General features: G+C 29.9%; 21 protein-coding genes and 1 tRNA gene. 16 read left to right on the plus strand and 6 right to left on the minus strand.

Translation table 11 applies throughout. From position 1 onward, the window contains the following. Positions 1–58 precede the first annotated feature (58 nt). Positions 59–3,169, plus strand: coding sequence for a SusC/RagA family TonB-linked outer membrane protein (locus tag SHK09_RS12450; protein WP_319811111.1), 3,111 nt, complete (start codon positions 59–61; stop codon positions 3,167–3,169). Positions 3,170–3,194: 25 nt separating this feature from the next. After that, positions 3,195–4,808, plus strand: coding sequence for a RagB/SusD family nutrient uptake outer membrane protein (locus SHK09_RS12455; protein ID WP_319811112.1), 1,614 nt, complete (start codon positions 3,195–3,197; stop codon positions 4,806–4,808). A 96-nt stretch (positions 4,809–4,904) separates the two neighbouring features. On the opposite strand, the gene SHK09_RS12460 is transcribed toward SHK09_RS12455, so the two are convergent. Further along, positions 4,905–5,654, minus strand: coding sequence for a helical backbone metal receptor (locus SHK09_RS12460; RefSeq protein ID WP_319811113.1), 750 nt, complete (start codon positions 5,652–5,654; stop codon positions 4,905–4,907). Positions 5,655–5,657: 3 nt separating this feature from the next. Next, entirely contained in the window at positions 5,658–6,467 is an 810-nt protein-coding gene (gene pyrF / locus SHK09_RS12465; protein WP_319811114.1) for an orotidine-5'-phosphate decarboxylase, read from the minus strand. 98 nt (positions 6,468–6,565) lie between these two features. Between pyrF and SHK09_RS12470 the strand changes: the two genes are divergently transcribed. The 6 genes from SHK09_RS12470 to SHK09_RS12495 all read left to right on the plus strand — a co-directional run bounded on the left by SHK09_RS12470 (position 6,566) and on the right by SHK09_RS12495 (position 9,706). Next, a complete protein-coding gene (locus SHK09_RS12470; RefSeq protein ID WP_319811115.1) occupies positions 6,566–7,060 on the plus strand; it encodes a TlpA disulfide reductase family protein in 495 nt (164 codons plus the stop codon). Positions 7,061–7,173: 113 nt separating this feature from the next. Further along, entirely contained in the window at positions 7,174–7,932 is a 759-nt protein-coding gene (gene tpiA, locus SHK09_RS12475) for a triose-phosphate isomerase (RefSeq protein ID WP_319811116.1), read from the plus strand. 82 nt (positions 7,933–8,014) lie between these two features. Continuing rightward, positions 8,015–8,848: a 50S ribosomal protein L11 methyltransferase gene (gene prmA / locus SHK09_RS12480; RefSeq protein WP_319811117.1), complete on the plus strand. Its 834-nt coding sequence runs from the start codon at positions 8,015–8,017 to the stop codon at positions 8,846–8,848. Positions 8,849–8,872: 24 nt separating this feature from the next. Further along, positions 8,873–9,148, plus strand: a complete 276-nt coding sequence (locus SHK09_RS12485) for an ATP-dependent Clp protease adaptor ClpS (RefSeq protein ID WP_319811118.1) — start codon at positions 8,873–8,875, stop codon at positions 9,146–9,148. 2 nt (positions 9,149–9,150) lie between these two features. Beyond that, complete coding sequence (locus SHK09_RS12490; protein WP_319811119.1) at positions 9,151–9,423, plus strand: hypothetical protein; 273 nt, start codon at positions 9,151–9,153, stop codon at positions 9,421–9,423. Positions 9,424–9,514: 91 nt separating this feature from the next. Beyond that, complete coding sequence (locus SHK09_RS12495; RefSeq protein WP_319811120.1) at positions 9,515–9,706, plus strand: PID-CTERM protein-sorting domain-containing protein; 192 nt, start codon at positions 9,515–9,517, stop codon at positions 9,704–9,706. 531 nt (positions 9,707–10,237) lie between these two features. On the opposite strand, the gene SHK09_RS12500 is transcribed toward SHK09_RS12495, so the two are convergent. From SHK09_RS12500 to SHK09_RS12510, 3 genes are all read right to left on the minus strand, one after another. Then, a tRNA-Arg gene (locus tag SHK09_RS12500) sits at positions 10,238–10,311 on the minus strand. A 58-nt stretch (positions 10,312–10,369) separates the two neighbouring features. Further along, positions 10,370–10,600: a putative signal transducing protein gene (locus SHK09_RS12505; protein ID WP_319811121.1), complete on the minus strand. Its 231-nt coding sequence runs from the start codon at positions 10,598–10,600 to the stop codon at positions 10,370–10,372. An 11-nt stretch (positions 10,601–10,611) separates the two neighbouring features. Continuing rightward, positions 10,612–10,764: an SsrA-binding protein gene (locus tag SHK09_RS12510; RefSeq protein WP_319811122.1), complete on the minus strand. Its 153-nt coding sequence runs from the start codon at positions 10,762–10,764 to the stop codon at positions 10,612–10,614. 494 nt (positions 10,765–11,258) lie between these two features. Between SHK09_RS12510 and SHK09_RS12515 the strand changes: the two genes are divergently transcribed. Beyond that, the gene (locus SHK09_RS12515) at positions 11,259–12,197 is read left to right on the plus strand and encodes a calcium/sodium antiporter (RefSeq protein ID WP_319811123.1); all 939 of its coding nucleotides are present in this window, start codon (positions 11,259–11,261) and stop codon (positions 12,195–12,197) included. Between the two features lie 554 nt (positions 12,198–12,751). Here SHK09_RS12515 and SHK09_RS12520 read toward each other — a convergent pair. Further along, positions 12,752–13,768, minus strand: coding sequence for a glutamine synthetase beta-grasp domain-containing protein (locus tag SHK09_RS12520; protein WP_319811124.1), 1,017 nt, complete (start codon positions 13,766–13,768; stop codon positions 12,752–12,754). Between the two features lie 166 nt (positions 13,769–13,934). Between SHK09_RS12520 and SHK09_RS12525 the strand changes: the two genes are divergently transcribed. The 7 genes from SHK09_RS12525 to SHK09_RS12555 all read left to right on the plus strand — a co-directional run bounded on the left by SHK09_RS12525 (position 13,935) and on the right by SHK09_RS12555 (position 22,145). After that, positions 13,935–16,118 (plus strand): glutamine synthetase III, encoded by a 2,184-nt coding sequence (locus SHK09_RS12525; protein ID WP_319811125.1) that lies wholly within the window; start codon positions 13,935–13,937, stop codon positions 16,116–16,118. Between the two features lie 531 nt (positions 16,119–16,649). Continuing rightward, positions 16,650–17,504 (plus strand): hypothetical protein, encoded by an 855-nt coding sequence (locus SHK09_RS12530; protein ID WP_319811126.1) that lies wholly within the window; start codon positions 16,650–16,652, stop codon positions 17,502–17,504. Between the two features lie 94 nt (positions 17,505–17,598). Beyond that, positions 17,599–18,045, plus strand: coding sequence for a hypothetical protein (locus SHK09_RS12535; protein WP_319811127.1), 447 nt, complete (start codon positions 17,599–17,601; stop codon positions 18,043–18,045). A 4-nt stretch (positions 18,046–18,049) separates the two neighbouring features. After that, complete coding sequence (locus tag SHK09_RS12540; RefSeq protein WP_319811128.1) at positions 18,050–18,778, plus strand: CsgE family curli-type amyloid fiber assembly protein; 729 nt, start codon at positions 18,050–18,052, stop codon at positions 18,776–18,778. Between the two features lie 14 nt (positions 18,779–18,792). Beyond that, positions 18,793–19,203 carry a curli assembly protein CsgF gene (locus SHK09_RS12545; protein ID WP_319811129.1) on the plus strand — a complete coding sequence of 137 codons (411 nt, stop codon included), beginning with the start codon at positions 18,793–18,795 and terminating at the stop codon, positions 19,201–19,203. 15 nt (positions 19,204–19,218) lie between these two features. Further along, complete coding sequence (locus SHK09_RS12550; RefSeq protein ID WP_319811130.1) at positions 19,219–20,616, plus strand: CsgG/HfaB family protein; 1,398 nt, start codon at positions 19,219–19,221, stop codon at positions 20,614–20,616. A gap of 14 nt (positions 20,617–20,630) precedes the next feature. Next, positions 20,631–22,145 carry a carboxypeptidase regulatory-like domain-containing protein gene (locus tag SHK09_RS12555; RefSeq protein WP_319811131.1) on the plus strand — a complete coding sequence of 505 codons (1,515 nt, stop codon included), beginning with the start codon at positions 20,631–20,633 and terminating at the stop codon, positions 22,143–22,145. The last annotated feature ends 37 nt before the right edge of the window (positions 22,146–22,182 follow it).

Genomic DNA, 22,182 nt, shown 5'->3' on the forward strand with positions numbered 1-22,182 from the left:
TTCTTTTCTTTTTTCATTTACAAAAATCAATTCAAATTGTTTAACTAAAATGTATTTTATGAAAGTAAAAAAATTTCTAATCTTGATGGCCATATTTATTGGTTCCTCAATATTAGCACAAGAAAAGAATATCTCCGGAAAAGTTACGGATGATTCAGGTATTTTACCAGGTGTAAGTGTATTGGTAAAAGGTACTACTAAAGGAACAGAAACAGATTTTGATGGAAATTACAAGATTAAAGCCAATAAAGGAGATGTCTTAGTATTCCGTTATTTAGGTTACAAGTCTATCGATAAGAAGATAGGTAACTCTAATATTATAAATGTTTCATTAAAAGAAGATAGTAGTGTTCTAGATGAGATCGTAGTTGTTGCTTATGGTACAACAACGAAAGCAGCTTTTACAGGTTCTGCAGATGTAATTGGTGCGAAAGATTTAGCATTAAGAAATGTTACTTCTCCAATTGCAGCTATCGAAGGTAAAGCAACAGGTGTTCAATTTACATCTGCTTCAGGGCAACCAGGTTCTTCACCAGGAATAATAATTAGGGGTGTAGGTACTTTAAACGGTTCTTCAGACCCTTTATATATTGTTGATGGAATTCAATTTGAAGGTCAATTAAGTACAATAAACCAAGATGACATTGGTTCAATGACAATATTAAAAGGTGGAGCATCGACATCTCTATATGGTGCACGTGCTGCCAATGGTGTTGTTTTAATTACAACTAAAAAAGGAACGAAAGGTAAAACTCAAGTAAATGTTTCTACTCAGTTTGGTCTAGTTACAAGAGGAGTTCCAAGGTACGATTACGCAAGTCCTGGGCAATACTATGAGTTAATGTGGGAAGCATATAAGAATTCTTTAGGAGGAACAGATGCTGCTGCACAAGCTTCGGCTGGAATATATAGCCGTCTTGGTTACAATCCTTTTAATGTGCCAAATGACCAAATAGTTGGTACTGATGGAAAATTAAATCCAAATGCAAAAGTAATTTACAAGAGTTTAGATTGGTATGATGTTTTAGACCAAGTTGGTCGTAGATCTAATCACTCTGTTAATGTAGCTACAGGTGGTGATAATCATAAAGTTTTCTTTTCTACTTCTTATTTAGAAGAAGAAGGATACGTAATTACTTCAGACTTCGATCGTATTACAACTCGTCTAAATGCAGATTTTGATGTTAATAAGTGGCTAACCATTGGTGGTAGTGCAAATGTTACTATATCAGAATCGAATGGTGTATCTACAGGAACTGGTATTGTAAACCCTTTTAGCTTTGCTAAAAATATTGGTTCTATTTATCCTGTATATTTAAATGATTTAGATGGAAACCTTGTTCTTGACGCTGCTGGTAATCCTATTTTTGATGTAGGTGAAGGTGACTTTGCATTAAACCAAGGTTCTAGACCTAATAATCCAGGACGTCACGCAATCGCAGAAGCGATATTAAATGATGAATTAAATAGAGATAATACCTACGGATTTAGATATTATGCAGGATTCAAAATTATGGAAGGTCTTAATATTAGACTTAATTATGGTAGAGATATAAATGAAAGAATTAATAAAAGTTATGAAAACCCTACTGTAGGAGATGGTCAGCCAACTGGTAGATATGGTGAAACAAGATTTAGAAGAGATGTAACAAATTTCTCTCAAATTTTAACATACAATAAGACTTTTAAAGATGTGCATAACTTTGATTTAACATTGGGTCATGAAAGTTACCAAAGAGATTTCTCTAGTAACAATGCTTTAGCAACAACACAAACAGCTGCTGGTATTTTTGAATTTGATAATTTCACTGTTCCAGTAAATTTAGGAGGTTCTACTACTACAAAAAGAGTTGAGGGATATTTTTCTAGATTAAAATATGATTTTGACAATAAATATTACTTGAGTGCTTCTGCTAGAAGAGATGCTTCATCAGTTTTTAGTACAGATTCTAGATGGGGTACTTTCTACTCTGTAGGTGGTGCATGGAGAATAGATCAAGAGAAATTTATGGAAAATATCTCTTTTATAGATCGTTTAAAATTAAGAGCTTCTTATGGTCAAGTAGGTAATGATAATTTAAATGATTTCTTTGTGTCTCAAGCAAGGTACTCATTAACATCTAATGCTGGTGTACCCGCAATAGTCTATACAAACCCTGGAAATGAACAATTAGAATGGGAAACTGTAGGTAGTTGGGAAGTAGCTTTAGAATTTGGTTTGTTTAATAACTTTTTAGAAGGTTCTATAGAATACTATGAGAAAAACTCAACAGATTTATTATATAATTTGCCAATAGCTTTATCTAATGGTATTAATACCGCTCCTTTTAATATTGCCGATATGAGTAATACTGGTTTTGAACTTGGTTTAACTGCTCATTTAATTAATAAAGATTTTAAATGGGATGCAACTCTTCAAGCTTCAACTTTTAAAAATGAGATTATTAGTTTACCAGATCCTTTTGTAACAGGTTCTAAGAGATGGGAAGAAGGTAGATCTAGATATGACTTTTTCCTTTTTCATTCTGCAGGTGTAGATCCAGCTAATGGAGATGCATTGTATTTTAAATATGAAGATGATTTGGATGGTAACAGAGTTCCTATTATAAATGTAGATGGAGAACATGAAACAACAAATGATTGGCAAGAAGCACAAAGAGCTTATTCAGAGGCAAGTACTATTCCAGATGTTTTAGGTTCTATTTCTAATAATTTTAGTTATAAAGGATTTACTTTAGATTTATTATTTACTTATGCTATTGGAGGAAATGTTTTAGATAATGGGTATTCTGCAATGCTACATACAGGAAATTTTGGTAGTTCTTACCATCCAGATGCTTTAAATGCTTGGAAACAACCAGGAGATATTACAAATGTGCCTAGATTAGAAGTAGGTAATACAGATCAAGTACAAACTCAATCTACTAGATTTTTAACAGATGCTTCTTTTTTAGCGCTTAAAAATGCAAATATAGGGTACAGTTTTAATGACGATGTTACAGATAAACTTGGAGTAAACAACTTAAAAGTTTACGTTTCTGGAGAAAACCTATTCTTAAATAGTGCAAGAACAGGTCTTAATCCTCAATTCAATTTAGCTGGAACAGGTGATGGTACCAATTTTAATCCAGCAAGAACAGTAACTTTTGGTTTAAATGTATCTTTCTAAATTAATGATAAAAAATATAATAATCATGTTAAAAAAAATAAGTTTATTGTTATTAGTGGTTTTAACAATCACATTAACATCATGTAACGAAGATTTTTTAGAAACTAAGCCAACAGATGCTATATCTGCTGCAGATGCTTTGAATTCTCCAGAGAATATGCGTTTAGTTATAAATGGTCTTCATAAAATAATGTATGCTCAAAACGGTTTAATACCAGGAGGTTCAAACACTAGATCTGGTATGCAATATTTCTTACCAATGTATGATGTAATAAGTGGAGACTTAATACATTCTTCTAGAGGTAATGGATGGATGAGAGCAGAATTACAGTGGAATACACATACTCTTGAAACTTCAGCTACTGTTAGCCAGTTATGGTATCAGCGTTATCAAATTATTGCAAGTTGTAATTCTATTATTAATAAAGTAGAAGAAGATGGTTTAACTAAAGATGCTAATTTGAATGATATATTAGGTCAAGCACATGCTTATAGAGCTTGGGCGTACCACTCGTTAGTTTCTACATATGGTAAAGGATATTTAATTGGAAATCCTACATCAGACCCTGGAGTTCCTTTATTATTTGCAACAGAAGCTCCTTACACAAGTGAGCCTAGGTCTACTGTACAAGTAATTTATGATCAAGTATACGCTGATATTGATACAGCTATTGATTATTTTCAGAATGCTGCTCCTAGTGATAATAAATCTAACTTAGACCTTAATACTGCATACGGTATTAAAGCAAGAATTGCTTTATCTGCAGGAAATTGGTCTTTAGCGGCAGAGAATGCTATTAAAGCTAGAGATGGTTATCCGCTTATAGATGAAGCCGGATGGAATTCTGGTTTTAACACAACAGATTTATCTGAGGTAATTTGGGGAGCTAGAGTTATTTCTACTGAAACTACATTTTTTACTTCTTATTTCTATTATATGTCTCCTACTTTTCAAGGGAGTCAAAATAGAGGAAACCCTAAACTTATAAGTAAAAAAGTTTATGATATTACTCCAGCAACAGATTATAGAGCTGATTTATATTTACCTATGGCACCTAATACAAATGGATCAGCTGCAAATGGTGAAGGTGGTTTTGGAAATGACCCAAACTATACAGATTTAGCTACATTTCAAGCTGCAAGAACAGAAATAGAAAATAAATGGGGTGTAACTTCTAGACATAATCAGCATCCTTACATGCATGTGAAATTTAGAAATAAAAACCCAGGAACTATAGATCCTGATGATGTTACTTTTATGAGAGCATCTGAGATGTATTTGGTTGAAGCAGAGGCACAAGCAATGATGGACAATGTTGCGGCAGCACAAGCGGCATTAAAACCATTAGGTGAAAAAAGAGATAGTGCTTATGATGTTACTATATATGATACGGCAGAAAAACTAATGAATCATATAAAATGGCAGAGGCGTATTGAATTATATGCTGAAGGTTTTGGTTATCATGATCACATTCGTTGGGATGAAGGGATTGATTTAACAAACTCAGGGGCTTCCAAAGAATTATATCAAGATGGTTTTACACAAGCTAAACCATCTGTAAACAATAATTGGATATTTAAAATTCCTCAAAGAGAAATTGATTCAAATCCAAATTTAACTCAAGCAGACCAAAACTAGTATTAGTTTTAAAAAGTATATTTAAAAAAGCCACCTCATATTTGAGGTGGCTTTTATTTTATACTATATTAAGTCTAAATTGTATGTATTAGTAAACTATAATTTTTCTCTTAATTCTTTAAAATATTCAAAAGCATTTAGCAATCTGCTACCATACCAAGAAAAATATTCTCCGTCAACTAAGACCACTTTTATATTTTCTGTGTAATTATTAAAATCTGAAAAGTCGTTTTCTTTAAACGGATATGGTTCTGAAGACAATAAAATAGCGTCAACTTGTTTTAACTCTAAATCTTCTAATATTATTTCGGGATACCTGTTTTGGTTTTTAAAACAATTTTCAAATTTGTTAAGTTCCAATAAATGATTTATAAACGTATTATTGGCAGCTATCATCCAAGGTTTTTTCCAAATAAAGTAAACTACTTTTAAAGTCGATTTATCTTTAATGTAAAGTTTAAATTTTTTAATAGTATTCCTTAATTCATCAATAATAATAGTAGCCTTTTTTTTACAGTGAAAAATAGTAGCATAATATTTAATTAAGTCAATAACATCTTCTATTGTAAAAAGATCTGAAACATGCGTTGTTGCAATTACACTACAGTTTTCTACTATTTCTTTAGTATTTTCTTCTTTATTACAAAGAATAAAATCTGGTTTTAGCGCTTTTATTTTTTCTAGGTTGATGTTTTTTGTTCCGCCAACAATAACTTTATCTTTCTTTAAGTTTTCTGGATGAACACAAAACTTGGTAACACCAACAATATTTTCTTCCAAACCTAAATCTACTAACAATTCGGTTAAGCTAGGTACTAAGCAGATTATTCTTAATTTTTGTATCAAAGGCTATAAAAATTGAGTCATTTTTTGTTGTAATTCTTTTGCTTTCTCAGCTGCTTTTTCTGCAAAATTATCTTCTTTAGAAGCATAAATAATTCCCCTAGAAGAATTAATTAGAAGTCCTATATTTTCTGATAAGCCATATTTACATACGTCTTCTAAACTACCACCTTGTGCGCCAACACCAGGTACTAATAAGAAAGAATTAGGTACTATTTTTCTAATTTCTTTAAAGTATTCTGCTTTTGTAGCACCAACAACATACATTAAGTTTTCAGTATTTTTCCAATTTTTAGAAGTTTCTAAAACATGCTTGTAAACTTCTTTTTCTGCTATTTTTTTTGTTTGAAAATCAAAAGCACCTTCATTCGAAGTTAATGCAAGCATTATTGTATGCTTATTCTTAAAAGCTAAAAAAGGCTCTATAGAATCTTTTCCCATATAAGGTGCAACTGTAACAGAATCGAAAGCTAGATCTTCAAAAAAAGCTTTTGCATACATCGTAGAGGTATTTCCAATATCACCACGTTTTGCATCTGCAATGGTAAAAATTTCTGGATAATTCTTATTTAGATATATAATTGTTTTCTCTAGAGATTTCCAACCCTTTAAACCATAAGCTTCATAAAAAGCGGTGTTTGGTTTGTAAGCAACACAAAGATGATGCGTTGCATCTATAATAGCTTTGTTAAATGCAAAAATAGGATCTTCTTCATCTAATAAGTGTGATGGGATTTTGTCTAGATCGACATCTAATCCTATACATAAAAATGATTTTTTCTTTTTAATTTGCGCTACTAATTCTTGTGTTGTCATAATTTTTATAAAGTTGTACAAAAATACTTAATTTAGAAGTTATTTTGTAAGTTTTAAGAAGTAAAGAAGACAATAATTTGAAAATAACCTTTTTAAAAATGAAAAAAATAATACTAGTATTTATAATTGTATTTACAAGTTGTAGTTTAGAAAAACCTACAGTATTTTCTGATTTGGCTTTAAATGATCAAGTTTATAGTATAGATAATAGATCTTTTTCGGTAAAAGATGTTTTAAAGAAATACCAAGGGAAGAAGGTTTTAATTGATGTTTGGGCTTCTTGGTGTGGAGATTGTATAAAAGGTTTACCAAGTGTTAAAAACCTTCAGAAAGAATACCCAGAAGTTGTATTCTTATTTTTATCTGTTGATAAAAGTAAAAATGCATGGAAAAAAGGGATTAAAAGATTTCGTATACAAGGAGAACATTACAATTTACCAAAAGGAATGAAAGATGGTGATTTTGTAGATTTTATAAATTTAGGGTGGATTCCTAGGTACATGGTAATTGATGAGGTAGGAAAAATAACACTTTTTAAAGCTACAGGCGCTTCAGATTCTTTAATAGAAGAAGCTTTAAAAATAGTTATATAAATCGTTTTAGTAACTATTTCCGTTTCCAACTACAAATTAACATTCCATTTCTTAAATTTACATCAGAATTAAATATTGAACAGATAGCTGTAAAAAGCTTTAAAATTATAATTATGAGAACTAAGATTGTTGCAGGTAACTGGAAGTTGAATAACGACAAAGAAGAAAGTAAAAAATTAATAAAAAAATTAAAAAAAGCAATTAAAGACACAAAACTTAAGAATACACGTGTAATTGTTGCTCCTACATTTGTTAATTTGGCGTCTTCTGTAAAAGCTGCAAAAAAATCTAAAATAGAAGTTGTTGCGCAAAATATGCACCAAGCTTCTAACGGTGCTTTTACTGGTGAGGTTTCTGCAGATATGTTAAAGGCAATTGGTGTTGAAACTGTAATCTTAGGACACTCAGAAAGAAGAACCTATTTTAATGAAACGGATGCTGCTTTAGCAGAAAAAGTAACAACAGTTTTAGAAAAAGGAATGGAAGCAATTTTCTGTTTTGGAGAATTGTTAGAAGATAGAAAATCTGAAAATCATTTTGCAGTTGTAGAAAGCCAATTAAAAAATGGTTTATTTCATATAGAAGCAAAAGATTGGAAAAATATTATTTTGGCATATGAGCCTGTTTGGGCAATTGGCACAGGTGAAACTGCTAGCCCAGAACAAGCACAAGAAATGCATGCTTTTATTAGAGGTATTATAGAGAAACAATACGATAAAAAAGTAGCAGATAAAGTATCTATATTGTATGGAGGAAGTGTAAAACCTGCAAATGCTGAAGAGATTTTTTCTAAGCCAGACGTAGATGGTGGGCTAATTGGTGGAGCAGCTTTAAAAGTAGAAGATTTTACAGGAATTATTAATGCGATCTAATTAGGTAATTTCCAAAGAAAACCAATAAATTTGCATCGAGATTTTTTTAATCTCGATGCATTTTTTTTTGATTTAATAATTTATGGATAATATTTATATAGAGTACAATTTTACAGTTTCACCAAAAGAACCGGCTACAGAAATTCTAATTGCAGAATTAGGAAGTGTTGGTTTCGAAAGTTTTGTAGAAAATGAAAACGGAGTAACAGCGTATATTCAGAAAACAGATTGGACGGCAGATGTCTTAGAAGATATTTTTGTTTTAAAATCAGAGGAATTTTCTATTGAATACAACCAAAATGAAATTGCTCAAACCAACTGGAATTCAGAATGGGAAAAGAATTTTACTCCAATTCAAGTAGATGAATTAGTAAGTATTCGTGCGTCTTTTCATGAAAACCCTAATTTAAAATACGATATTGTTATAGAACCAAAAATGAGTTTTGGTACAGGGCATCATGAAACTACCCATATGATGGTTCAGCATTTGTTAAAATTAGATTTAGAAAATAAAAAAGTATTAGATATGGGATGCGGAACTGGAATTTTAGCAATTTTTGCTGAAATGAAAGGAGCAAAACCATTAGATGCTATAGATATTGATAATTGGTGTTATGAAAATTCATTAGAAAACGTAGCACGCAATAATTGTAAAAACATTACCGTTTATGAAGGAGATTCATCTCTTTTAGTAAATAAAAAGTACGATGTTATTATTGCCAACATTAATAGAAATATTCTTTTAATGGATATGAAAGTGTATACTAATTGTTTAAATAAGAACGGTGTTTTATTATTAAGTGGTTTTTATGAACAAGATATTCCTGTAATAGATGCAGAAGTTTCTAAACATGGCTTAAAATTAGAAACTTTTATTCAAAGAAATAATTGGGTAGCATTAAAATACAATAAATAAGAAAAAATATTTTATTTTTATAGTATGAGCACAAAAGAAAAAATTCAAGAAGAGGTAGATGTTTTAGAAAAAGAAGTTTTTCAACATGAAATTGTTTTACATAATGATGATGTAAATACATTTGATCATGTAATAGATTCTTTAATAGATGTTTGTGATCATACATTAGAACAAGCAGAACAATGTGCAACTTTAGTACATTATAAGGGCAAGTGCACCGTAAAATCTGGTGAGTATAAAGATTTAGAACCTAAATGTTCTAAGTTATTGCAATTAGGTTTATCTGCAGAATTAATATAATTATGGAAAACGTATTTAAATACTTTGAGTTTTCAGATTTTTTTAAAGATGAATCTGATGCTTTTTCTGGAAATGAAATTTGTTTCACAGAATTAAATGAAACTCATTTTTTAATTTTTGAAAAAAATAATTTAAAATATAATTTGTTTGTTTCTAAATATATTCAGAAAAAGGATATAGGTTTTAAACCGCCAGAAATACTAGAGATTGTTGTAGAAGATTATGATAAAAGTCTTCCGGAACATAGAATTGCATTAAGACAATATTTAGGCTAAACTTGAGAGAAATCTCAAGTTTTTTCTTTTTTTATAATAAACCATGTGACTTTTTATATCGTATGTGTCTTAAAATAGAGAACAAGATAAGATGAGGATAAAATATATTTTAATAGTTTTAATAGTTATGGTGTTTCCTTTTACAGGATTTACACAAGTAGTGCCACCTCCAGCACCACCACCGCCGCCACCAGGTTTACCTATAGATGGTTTTGTGGTTTTGTTATTAGTTATAGGAATGTTATATGGGTCTAAAAAGATTCTTAAAAATAGTAGTAGTTAGTTTTTATACTAAGTTTGGTTAGACGAAAAGATCTTAAGCGAAAGCTTAAGGTCTTTTTTATTTTAAAATAAAAACCCACCTCAAAAGAGATGGGCACGCTTTTGCGTAGAAAGGGGGATCTTAAGTGCTTTTTTCTTTATTATATTTATATCAGAATAATTTATCTTTGTTGTAAAAAAATCTAAGGCTACTAATTAATACATAAGGCATAGGTACATTAAATTTTATAACATTGTAGCACTTTTTTGTTGATTTTTTTATAGTTATTTAAGGGTTTACTTTTTTTTTGAAAAATATTCTACGGAAGTAATCAACGTGTTTTTTTAATCGTTTGTTCTCGAGTTATTTAGTGTTTAAATTAGAGATACTTCAGAAATGTATTCTTATAAACAAAAAGAGTTGAGATCTTTATTTGGTATCAAGATTTGTAAGAGTTACTCTTATTAACATAAAAAAACCTTTTTTAAATGAAATTCCTAAGTTAAATTAGGAGTACAAAAAAAGCTTCCAAATTTGGAAGCTTTTTTTCTGTGACCATGGCTGGATTCAAACCAGCAACCTCTTGAGCCGTAATCAAGTGCGCTATTCAGTTGCGCCACATGGCCGTTAAGCGGGTGCAAATATAATATCATTTTTTGGAACAAAGAAATCTTAAGTGCTTTTTTATGAATTTATTTCTTCTTTGTACTTATCTACTATAATTTTTGCTCTATCTATGTCAGATTTTAAGATAAGTAATTCTATAGCTGTTCTGTGTTCTCCAAAACCTCCTAATCTTGCAGATTCCACTCTGTCTTTAATAATAGAGCCTATGTTACTTTCTTCTAATCTAATTTGAAGTCCTTTTACAATTATTGACGATCCTGAAAATATGGTAATATGTTCTGTTTTCATAATTTTTTATTTTAGTCTAATGAGTTTGTAGTTACAAAAGCTCTCCAACCAATAATTGCTAATTGAATTTTAGAAGCTTTAGATATATCCAATTCTTTTTTAGTAAAAGATGGTAAGATCAATTTATTAAATTTTGCAAGTATTTTAAAAACTTGTTTTTTCATTCATTTTAATTCTACATCAAATTTAATGAAAATAAACAACTCTTAATGGTAAGAGTTGTTTTATATGTTGGGGTTAGAAGATAATAGAGAAAATAATGTCTGCAATATCTTTAACGGTTTTAGTTATAATGTGTATCATAATAATAGTTTTAAAAGGTTAATAATATGGGGTAATTTCGAAATTATATTATCAATATATATAGATTTAAGTCTTATATCCAAAGGGTTTAAGAGTTATTCTTTAATTTAATTTTACTTTTATAACTAAAAAGTTAATTTTAGTTTATAAGTGTAAGTACACTTCCTTGTTTAAAGTTTTTAAATGAAACTTAATATTGTTTTTATTATTAAAAATGTTAGGAAGTAAAGGGTGTAATCTTGTGTAAATTGGATATTAAAGGAATATTAGTCTTTTAAATACGCGTTTTTTTGCTTTTCATCTTTTCTTTTCATCTTAAAGTGATAAAAATGTATCTTCGTAGAAAATAATATTTATGAGTATTTTTTATGTAATTATTGGACTAATACTATTAGTTCTTGGTGGTGAGTTTTTAGTAAGATCTTCTATAGGCTTGTCTTTTAAGCTAAATATTTCTAAAATGGTTATTGGTATGACTGTAGTTTCTTTTGCTACATCTGCGCCAGAACTACTTGTTAGTTTGCAAGCTGCATTAGATGGTTCTCCTGCGATTGCAATAAATAATGTTATTGGGTCTAATATTGCTAATATTGGTTTGGTTTTAGGTATTACGGCTATAATTGGTCCTATAGCGGTTAGTAAAGATTTTTATAAGCTTAATTGGCCTGTAATGATGCTTTTTTCTGTAGTTCTGTATTATTTTTTAAGTAATGATAATGTTTTAAGTCAGTTAGAAGGTATTACGCTTCTTGTAGGATTGGTGGTTTTTCTATTTGTTTTAATTAGAAATGCCAGAAAGGAAGAGGTTTCTGTAGAAGAAGTAGATGACGCTTTGGCTTCTATTGGGTATGGTAAAATATTTTTATGGCTAATAATTGGTGGTTTAGCTTTATATTTTGGATCAGAGTTTTTAGTTGAAGGAGCAAAAGACATTGCAAATAATTTAGGTGTAAGTGAAGGTGTTATTTCTATTACTATGATTGCAATTGGTACAAGTGTGCCAGAATTAGCAGCTTCTGTTATTGCTGCAATGAAAGGTGAGAAAGCAATTTCTTTAGGAAACTTAATAGGTTCTAATATATTTAATATAGCGTCTGTGTTAGGTTTAACGTCTATTATTAAAGAAATACCAGTAACAGAACCTCAAATTTTATCTAGAGATATTTTTTGGATGTTAGGCTTTGCAGCTGTTTTATTATTGTTAGTCTTTTTGCCTAAGAAGTTTGTTTTAAGCAGGTTTAAAGGCGCATTTTTGTTTTTAGGATATGCATTGTTTATTTATATGGTTCTTTAAATACAGGGCATGTAAAATATAAAAAACGCCAGCATTAATTTGTTGGCGTTTTTTTTTCTGTAGATATGTCTTAGGTTTCTTTCTGGGACGGTAAAGTCTCTAATAAGTCGTTTTAATTCTGTGATTTTAGGAAATCCATTTTCTCCTTTACGTGACCAAGCTAATTAGTTGTTTTCTGTAATGTTGAAAACACTTCCGGTGGCTATTTTTAAGGTGAATTATATAATTTAATCAGAAAAGGTAATTGGTAATTTTTACTCATATAAGAAGTACGTAATAGTTAACCATATTGTGTACAGTGTACTATTTTAATGTTGTTTTACGGGTATTAAAAGCAATTGTTTAAGATGGTATTTAAAAATACGAAACTGCTTTTGTTGTATCTTTTTTTTGCGTTAGGGATTGCAGTGGCATCCTTTTTTGTTTTTTGCGATAGCAAGAGACAAAAAAGATATAACGGAAAGCCCGACCTTTGGTAACGCCCAAAATAATTATATAAAAAAAAAGCACCTACATTACTGTAAGTGCTTTTTAATATTTTATGCTATTAGTAATTATTTAACTGGTTTTACAGTTTTAATAATTCTTGCAGCAATTTTATATGGATCTCCGTTTGAAGAAGGTCTTCTGTCTTCCAACCATCCTTTATATCCTTTTTCTACAGCGATAATTGGAATACGAATTGATGCTCCTCTATCTGAAATTCCCCAAGAGAAATCGTTAATAGATGCAGTTTCGTGATCTCCTGTTAAACGTTGTTCGTTATGCTCACCATAAACTTCGATGTGTTCTTTTACTAATGGGCGGAAAGCTTCACAAATTTCGATATACTTTTCTTTAGAACCACAAGTTCTTAATATTGTATTAGAAAAATTAGCATGCATACCAGAACCATTCCAATCTGTGTTACCTAATGGTTTTGGGTGGTACTCGATGTACATTCCTTTTCCTTCAGTTAAACGATCTAATAAATATCTAGAAATCCAAATTTCATCTCCTGCTTTTTTTGCTCCTTTTGCAAACAATTGGTATTCCCATTGGCCAGATGCAACTTCTTGGTTAATACCTTCAAAATTTAAACCTGCATCAATACATAAATCTGCATGTTTTTCAACAAAATCACGACCATGAGTATTTTTACCACCTACAGAACAATAGTACATTCCTTGTGGAGCTGGGTAACCACCTCTTGGGAATCCTAATGGTAAATCAGTACTTGTGTCCATAATAAAGTATTCTTGTTCGAAACCAAACCAGAAATCGTTATCATCATCTTCAATAGTAGCACGTGCGTTAGAAACGTGAGGAGTTCCATCTGCATTCATAACTTCTGTCATTACTAACCATCCGTTTCTACGAGTAGGATCTGGATAGATAGCAACTGGCTTTAAAATACAATCAGATGCACCGCCAGAAGCTTGTTTTGTAGAAGATCCATCAAAAGACCAAAGACCTAATTCTTCAACTGTTCCTTTAAAATCTTCGTGTTCTTCAACTTTAGTTTTGCTTCTTAAGTTTTGAGTTGGGTAGTAACCATCTAACCAAATGTATTCTAATTTAATTTTAGCCATAATATTTTTGTTTGTGTGATGTTTCTGATACAAAAATGAATTATTTTATGTAGATATCAAAAAAATGAGGGGTAAAATATTTAAAATCATTAAAAAATAATTTTATCCCTAATTTCTAAAGGGTATATTTGTTTAAAGTTAAAAATAAGTAGAAAATATTAGTAATATGTCAAGGATTAGATTTAGAGCATTACAAGAAACACTGCATAGAAGTCCTATAAAAGTAGTTCAAAATGAAAAGAGATCAACACTTTTTGGTCAAAACGTCTTTAATAAACACGCTATGCAACAGTATCTTACGAGAGCTGCTTATGAAAGTGTGATGAATGCAATTGAACATGGAACTAAAATAGACAGAAAGATTGCAGACCAAGTTGCTGTAAGTATGAAAGATTGGGCAATGTCTAAAGGGGCAACTCATTATACACATTGGTTTCAGCCACTTACAGGAGCAACTGCAGAAAAGCACGATGCTTTTTTTGAATCTATCAACGGAAGTCTAGCAATGGAAAAATTTGATGGAGAACAACTAGTGCAACAAGAACCAGATGCCTCTAGTTTTCCACATGGCGGAATTAGAAATATGTTCGAGGCAAGAGGTTACACTGCCTGGGATCCTACTTCACCAGCATTTATTTATGAAACAACACTTTGTATTCCTACCATTTTTGTTGCCTATACAGGGGAAGCACTAGATAATAAAACGCCATTATTAAGAGCATTACAAGAAATTGATACGCATGCTACTGCTGTTTGTAAATATTTTGATAAAAATGCGAGTAAGGTAAGTGCTACTCTTGGTTGGGAACAAGAATTTTTTCTAATTGATGATGCTTTGGTGCTTGCAAGACCAGATTTACAATTAACGGGTAGAACTTTAGTAGGGCATTCTCCTGCAAAAGGACAGCAGTTAGATGATCATTATTTTGGAACAATTCCTGCAAGAGCAATGAGTTTTATGCAAGATTTAGAGCAAGAATGTATGTTGTTGGGTATTCCTGTAAAAACGAGGCATAATGAAGTAGCTCCAAATCAGTTTGAGGTTGCACCAATTTTCGAAGAAGCTAATTTAGCAGTAGACCACAATTCTTTGTTAATGGACGTAATGCAAAAAGTTTCTCGAAGACATAAATTTAAAGTTTTATTTCATGAAAAACCATTTGCAGGTATTAATGGTTCTGGTAAACACAATAACTGGTCTTTAGCTACAGATAGCGGAACTAATTTATTGAGTCCTGGGAAAACACCTATGAAGAATTTACAATTTCTTACCTTTTTTATAAACACTATTAAAGCTGTTTGTACGTATGAAGAGTTGTTAAGAGCTTCTATTGCATCTGCAAGTAATGAATATCGTTTAGGAGCAAATGAAGCACCACCAGCAATTATATCTGTATTTGTTGGTAGCCAATTATCTGCAGTTTTAGATGAATTAGAAAACGTAACAAAAGGAAAGTTATCTCCACAAGAAAAAACAGATTTAAAATTGAATATTATTGGTAAAATTCCTGAAATTTTATTAGATAATACAGATAGAAACAGAACGTCTCCGTTTGCCTTTACAGGTAATAAATTTGAATTTAGAGCAGTTGGTTCTTCTGCAAATTGTGCGATACCAATGACTGTTTTAAACACAATTGTTGCAAAACAATTAAAAGAATTTAAGATTGAAGTTGATGCATTAATTGATGAAAAAGATCTAAAGAAAGATGAAGCTGTTTTTAATATTTTAAGAGAGTATATAAAAGACTCTAAAGCAATTCGTTTTGAAGGAGATAGTTATGGTGAAGCTTGGGAAAAAGAAGCTGTAAAACGAGGTTTAAGTAATAACAAAACAACACCAGAAGCTTTAAAAGTAAAAATTTCTAAAAAAGCAATTCATTTATTTGAAGAAATGAAGGTGATGAGCAAAGTAGAATTAGAGGCTCGTTATGAAATAGACTTAGAATCTTACACTAAAAAAGTACAAATAGAAGGTAGAGTTTTGTGTGATATTGCGAGAAACCAAGTAGTACCTACGGCAATTCTTTACCAGAATACCTTATTAGAAAACACGAAGAATTTAAAAGAAATTTTTGGTGCAGATTATAAAAATATTGCAAAAGAACAAATAGAATTAATCATGATTATTTCTAATCATATCACTCAAATTAATGCTTTGGTTATTAAAATGGAAAGTGAAATGGAAAAAGGCGATAATCTTACAGGTTTAAAACTAGCAGAATATTATAGCAATGTAGTAAAACCATTTTTTGTAGATATTAGAGGTCATTGTGATCAATTGGAAACAATGGTTGATGATAATTTATGGCCGCTTACAAAATATAGAGAATTGTTATTTACACGTTAAATTTTAGTTTTTTTATTCTATAATATTAAGATATAAATAATAATAAAAACAATCTAATTAAAATTAGATTGTTTTTTTATTACACCTAATTGGCATAAAAAATCTTAAGATAGAGGTCTTTTTTGTCTAAAAAACAACTAAAACCAGGTATTTATACCTGGTTTTTAAATAAGGGTTTTCACCCTTTTTTCTTGTTTTTTATTTCTAATGAAACTCTTGTTTCTCTTTATTGGCTTGGTTTTTTTAATTATTTTTAATGTAATAATTAAATGGACTGATTTTTTTTATTTTTTTTTTAGAATATGAATATTATCTTTACTGCGTTTAAACATGTTATATAACATTTATTACTGCTCTTTTTTAAGAGTTGATGAAAATGTATAGTATTTTAATACTTCCCTCAAAATACATTTACCTCCGTTAATTTTTTTTTCCATTATGCTTTTTAAGCATTAACGTATTACGTCGTATAATTATATGAGAATACCGCCTGCTTAAATTTTAACCTAACACAAATTAAAATTATTAATTATGAAAAAAGTATTTTTAAGCGCCTTAGCGCTAACATTTGGAGCAATTACTGTTGCTCAAACAGGAAATGAAGGGACAATAACTCAAACAGGAAATGACAACGCAGGTGTTGTTATGCAAACAGGTAATAACAACGAAGGTACTATTACTTCTGTTGGTAATAGATTTGATAATACGATTACAAAATATGGTGTTTGGAGAACTGCAGGTTCATCTGGAACAATGATGGCTCAAGGTGTTACACAAGTTGGAGATGATAACGTAGGTAGTATTTCTCAAGCTGGTTACGATGGTGTAACTGCTGGTTCTGGTAGTGCAGGTATTGGGCAATTAGGTAACTCAAATAAGGCAACTATAACTCAAAGTGAAAACTTAACTCATGCTTGGAGTGGTTCTAATTCTGCATTTGTAGATCAAGTAGGTAATGAGAATGAAAGTTTACAAAACCAAACTGGGCGTGCAGGTGTAAGTTACTTTAGACAAGCAGGGAATAATAACTACGGAGAGTCTCAACAAGAGAGCCAATCTAGAGCTGTTTTAGAACAAGAAGGTAATGGTAATTATTCTTTACAAACACAAGGAGTAGGAAATTTACAAAAATCAGACACTTACCAATTAGGTGACGATAATGTAGCAATAAGTAACCAAGAAGGTGGTATAAGAAATGAATCTTTAATTTTACAAAAAGGAAATTCTAATGGAGCAATAGTATTGCAAAATGGAGTCTCTAATTTAGGGTCTATTTACCAAACAGGAGACAATAATTTAGCTGGTATTTCTTCAACAGGAACTAGCCATATTGGTACTATTACACAAACTGGTGCTGCTAACTTAGCTGTTGTTATTCAAAACTAATATTTCTTTTTTATAAATAGAAATCGAATATTTTTTTAATAGAATTTTGAAAGGGGAGTTTTCTCCCCTTTTTTTTTCTCGAATTAGAAGTGTCATGAAAAACTACATTAGCACATTATTTATTTTATTATTTGTTGTTCATTTATTTTCTTTAAAAGCGAATGCACAGCAAGTAAATGCAGATACTTATGCAATTAAACAATATTTTAAATCTAGTAAAGAAGCTAATCTATTATTAAAAAAAGTTATAGATCCTTTGGTTGTTCAATCTCAAAACAGCATGCTTTTATTGAACCAAGTAGGTTATAATAATCAAATTAATATTAGTAGTAATGTTAAGAATAATCAAACTGTAACTCAAATAGGAAACAATAATGAGTACCAATTTATTAGCTATTATAACAGTAGTGTTTCTAACTTGAATATTATACAACAAGGAAATTCAAATTCTCTTCAAATTTATGGAGACAATTCTTTGATAAAAAATTTAAGTATTATTCAGAAGACAAACTACAAAACGCTGGTAATAAAAAACAACTAAAAAAATGAAGCATTTTTTAGTCTTTACTTTATTAAGTTTTATTTCACTTGTTAATACTATTGTTTTTGCGCAAAAAAAAGATGCTGTAATAGGAAAAATTAATTTAATTGAAAAGGATAATATGTTGGTAATAAAGGCTCATATTACAAACAATGAATCTTTTTTTATAGAAGGCTTATCCTATAATTTAGTAGCCTTAAAAAAAAATAATTCAGGAAATTATTCTACAAACAAAGAAGAAGGAGAATTTTCATTATTAGCAAATGAGAAAAAAAGTATAACAGAGTTACGAATAAATTTAAATGAAGATGAAGAGGTTAAAGCTTACCTTTTTATAAAACAAAATAAAATTTTAATTTCAAAAGATTCACTTTTAGTGCTTTCAAAAAAGAAACAACAAACACAGAAAAAAGTTGTTAAAGAAAGTGATTTTAGAATAAAAGGAATTGTTGTTGAAGATGTTATTACTAAGGTTGGTAAAGATTTTTACGATTATTTTTATCAAAATTATTCTACATCGGGCAGTCTATATTCTTTTATCATTAATATAAAAGAAAAACCATATTTTGGAAGAAGTAGTATTATAACTGTTGAAATTAATGACAATCGAATTCATGAATTTGTGAGTAAGCCAGATGAAGAATTTCTAAAATCTTCTGTTAAAATAAGTTTGCAAAAAATTAATCAATTTTCAATTCAACAAAAAATACTATTTAAAAATAACAAATATTAATACATCCCTTACTAATGAAAAAAATAAAAATAATTATAATCACATTATTTATAGGTGTTCCATCACTTATGTTTTCGCAAAGTTTAGTTTATAAGCCAATGAATCCTTTTTTTGGAGGAGATACTTTTAATTACCAACAAATGTTGGCAAGTGCCAATGCGCAAAATAGTTTTAAGGAAAGTGCTACGAGTACTTTAGGTCAAAAAACAGATTTAGAGAATTTTAAAGAAAGTTTAAATAACCAATTATTAAACAGCCTATCACGCGATTTGTTTACGCAAGAGTTTGGTGAGAAAGGATTAACTGTTGGTACATATGTTTTTGGTACGTTAGTGGTAGATATTACACCAGCAACAGGTGGTTTGTCTATTAATATCTTAGATACTACTACAGGAGATCAAACGCAAATAACAATTCCTAATTAATATAAAAAATTATTTATGGGAAAGATTTACCCACGAGGTTTATTTTTACTTTTCATCTTAATGTTTACAAGTTGTGGTACTTTTTTTAATCAACCATTTAAAACTAGTAAGGCTAGAATAGGAGAGAATACTTCAGTAAAAAGTATTATAACAGGTATTTTGCCAGTAGAAGAAATGGTAGTTGGTGTCTATAAGTTTAGAGACCAAACAGGGCAATATAAGTTAGTAGAAAACGGTTCTACCTTTAGTACAGCAGTTACTCAAGGCGGTACATCTATTTTATTAAAATCATTAGCAGATTCTAAATGGTTTGCACCAATAGAACGCGAAAATATAGGAAATTTGTTAAATGAAAGACAAATTATTAGATCTACCAGACAAGAATATGCTGCTAATTCTGGTAGCAAACAAGTTACTGCGCTACCACCATTATTATTTGCGGGTATTATTTTAGAAGGTGGCGTTATTTCATATGATTCTAATATTATTACTGGTGGTTCTGGTGCAAGATATTTTGGGGCTGGCGGATCTACAGAATATAGAGAAGATAGAATTACCATATACTTAAGAGCTGTTTCTACTTTGAATGGTAAAATTTTAAAAAATGTATATGTTTCAAAAACAATTTTATCGCAAGGGTTATCTGCTAATTTATTTAGGTATGTAAGTTTAAAAAAATTGTTAGAAGTGGAAACCGGTATTACTAAAAATGAACCAGCACAATTGGCAGTTAAAGAAGCAATTGATAAAGCCGTAGAAAATTTAATTATCGAAGGAATTATAGATGGTTTATGGAAACCACAAGGAGGCAAACCTGTTGTAGGTTTTATAAAAGAGAAATATTATAAAGAAGAAGCAGAAGCGGAATCAACAATATTACTTGATAGGAAAATGGAAGATAGAAGAGGTAAAGTTGCAGTAAGTTTTTCTACAGGTACAGCAGTTATGGATGGTGATTATCCAGATTCAAAGACTAGTTTAACGATGAGTTCTGACATAAAAATATTTTTAAAAAAGCCAGATTTTAGTTTAAATATTGGAATAGGATATTTGAAACTCGAAAATGAGTCAATTTATAAACAAGATTATATTACATCTGATGTGAATTTAGAATACAGTGTTTTACCATATGACAATTTTACTCCTTTTGTATATGGAGGTTTGGGTGTAGTTTCTTCTCTTTCTAATTTAGATAATACGCTAGGTAAATTTCAATATGGAGCAGGTTTAGAGTATTTACCTACAAATAATGTAGGTATTAAAATATTTGGTGAACAAAATTTAATGTTTTCAGATAATTTAGATGGAATGATTAACGGAAAAAGAAACGACCATTACTGGAGAGTTGGTGTTGGACTAAATTTTTATTTTGGAAGACCAAAAGAAAAAGTGAAATCTGCAATTTTTGAATAACTAAAAAAGGAGAAATGAAATATATATACAAAATATTAATGTTACTCGCTTTAAGTTTATCTATTAGCTGCAGTGAGGATACTGTAAGTGTGGTTGGTTTAGGTAACTTAACAGGAAGAGTTGTTGAAGGAAGTAGTTTTATTCCTTTAGAAAATGCTAAAATAACATTAAGCCCTTCTAATAATACCGTTTTTTCTGATGTAGATGGCTATTTTAAGATAGAAGATATAGAAATGGGAGACTATTCTGTTAGCGCAATAAAAGAAGGATATTTAACAAATTTTCAACCAGCAACAATAACTACAGGTTTAGATGTTAATGTTATTTTCGAAATGGATGATGATACCTTTTTAAATAAAGCGCCTTCTACACCTGTATTAATTACACCAACAGATGGTAGTGAAGAACAAGCACTTTCTTTAGAGTTAATTTGGTCATCAAAAGATGCAGAATTAGATATTATAACATATAGATTAGAAATTAAAAATTCTAGCAATAATGATGTTATTAAGGTAGCATCTTTAATAGATACTTCTTATGTAGTTTCTAATTTAAAATATGGTACAAAGTATTTCTGGCAAATAGCAGCCACAGATAGTATTAATAATGAAGTTTTAAGTGTTGTTAGTTCATTTAAAACAAAAGTAAACCCAGAAAATAGATATTTGTTTGTTAAGAAATTTTCTAACGGGAATAATGGTATTTATTCTTCTAGTTATAATGATGTAACAAGTAAATCTGAAAATATTGTTAAATTAACATCTTTAGATGTAAATAGTTGGAGGCCTAGAAAGAATAAGGTTTCAGGTTTAATTGCATTTTTAAGAACCTCAAATAATGAAACTCATCTATATACCATGAACCAAGATGGGTCTAATGTTTTTAAAGTATCTTCTGGTGTTCCTGTAGCTGGTTTTAACTTAAATGAAATCGATTTTTCTTGGTCTGCAAATGGAGAGAAAATTATCTACCCAAGCTACAATAAGTTATATAGTATAAATAAGGATGGTAGTGGATTACAAAAAATATTTGAAACCTCAGATGGTAGTTTTATAACCGAATGCGATTGGAGTAACGATGGATCTGTAATTGCATTAAAAACAAATAATGTAACAGGTTATAATGCATCAATATATACCATAAATATGGCAGGAACCATTTTAAAAACAGTATTAACAGGAGTAAAAGGTGCTGTTGGTGGTCTTAATATTTCTACAGATAATAAGTTACTATTATATTCTTATGATGTTTCAGAATTTGAAACCACAGATAATAGACAATTAGACACACATATTTTTGTTTATAATTTTGCAAGCGATACAACAAACGATTTATCTGTAGATAAAGAAGCAGGTACTTTAGATTTAGATCCTAGGTTTTCACCAAATGAATCAGAAATTATTTTTGTAAATACTTCTAATGACGGGTTATCATTGAAGTATATTTATAAGGTAGACTTAGAATTTGTAGCTTCTGTAGATGTTAGAGATTTATTATTTTCAGATGCTATAATGCCAGATTGGGAATAAAATTTAGATGAAAACGAACTTCTAAAAACCAAATGAT

It is taken from the genome of Polaribacter sp. PL03, assembly GCF_033875165.1.
GTDB lineage: Bacteria > Bacteroidota > Bacteroidia > Flavobacteriales > Flavobacteriaceae > Polaribacter.

What these genes read in the sequence shown, in the direction of transcription:
- SHK09_RS12450 (WP_319811111.1), top strand. Translation starts at nt 59, where the DNA reads ATGAAAGTAAAAAAATTTCTAATCTTGATGGCCATATTTATTGGTTCC.
- SHK09_RS12455 (WP_319811112.1), top strand. Translation starts at nt 3,195, where the DNA reads ATGTTAAAAAAAATAAGTTTATTGTTATTAGTGGTTTTAACAATCACA.
- pyrF (WP_319811114.1), bottom strand. Translation starts at nt 6,467, where the DNA reads ATGACAACACAAGAATTAGTAGCGCAAATTAAAAAGAAAAAATCATTT.
- SHK09_RS12470 (WP_319811115.1), top strand. Translation starts at nt 6,566, where the DNA reads ATGAAAAAAATAATACTAGTATTTATAATTGTATTTACAAGTTGTAGT.
- tpiA (WP_319811116.1), top strand. Translation starts at nt 7,174, where the DNA reads ATGAGAACTAAGATTGTTGCAGGTAACTGGAAGTTGAATAACGACAAA.
- prmA (WP_319811117.1), top strand. Translation starts at nt 8,015, where the DNA reads ATGGATAATATTTATATAGAGTACAATTTTACAGTTTCACCAAAAGAA.
- SHK09_RS12485 (WP_319811118.1), top strand. Translation starts at nt 8,873, where the DNA reads ATGAGCACAAAAGAAAAAATTCAAGAAGAGGTAGATGTTTTAGAAAAA.
- SHK09_RS12490 (WP_319811119.1), top strand. Translation starts at nt 9,151, where the DNA reads ATGGAAAACGTATTTAAATACTTTGAGTTTTCAGATTTTTTTAAAGAT.
- SHK09_RS12495 (WP_319811120.1), top strand. Translation starts at nt 9,515, where the DNA reads ATGAGGATAAAATATATTTTAATAGTTTTAATAGTTATGGTGTTTCCT.
- SHK09_RS12505 (WP_319811121.1), bottom strand. Translation starts at nt 10,600, where the DNA reads ATGAAAACAGAACATATTACCATATTTTCAGGATCGTCAATAATTGTA.
- SHK09_RS12510 (WP_319811122.1), bottom strand. Translation starts at nt 10,764, where the DNA reads ATGAAAAAACAAGTTTTTAAAATACTTGCAAAATTTAATAAATTGATC.
- SHK09_RS12515 (WP_319811123.1), top strand. Translation starts at nt 11,259, where the DNA reads ATGAGTATTTTTTATGTAATTATTGGACTAATACTATTAGTTCTTGGT.
- SHK09_RS12520 (WP_319811124.1), bottom strand. Translation starts at nt 13,768, where the DNA reads ATGGCTAAAATTAAATTAGAATACATTTGGTTAGATGGTTACTACCCA.
- SHK09_RS12525 (WP_319811125.1), top strand. Translation starts at nt 13,935, where the DNA reads ATGTCAAGGATTAGATTTAGAGCATTACAAGAAACACTGCATAGAAGT.
- SHK09_RS12530 (WP_319811126.1), top strand. Translation starts at nt 16,650, where the DNA reads ATGAAAAAAGTATTTTTAAGCGCCTTAGCGCTAACATTTGGAGCAATT.
- SHK09_RS12535 (WP_319811127.1), top strand. Translation starts at nt 17,599, where the DNA reads ATGAAAAACTACATTAGCACATTATTTATTTTATTATTTGTTGTTCAT.
- SHK09_RS12540 (WP_319811128.1), top strand. Translation starts at nt 18,050, where the DNA reads ATGAAGCATTTTTTAGTCTTTACTTTATTAAGTTTTATTTCACTTGTT.
- SHK09_RS12545 (WP_319811129.1), top strand. Translation starts at nt 18,793, where the DNA reads ATGAAAAAAATAAAAATAATTATAATCACATTATTTATAGGTGTTCCA.
- SHK09_RS12550 (WP_319811130.1), top strand. Translation starts at nt 19,219, where the DNA reads ATGGGAAAGATTTACCCACGAGGTTTATTTTTACTTTTCATCTTAATG.
- SHK09_RS12555 (WP_319811131.1), top strand. Translation starts at nt 20,631, where the DNA reads ATGAAATATATATACAAAATATTAATGTTACTCGCTTTAAGTTTATCT.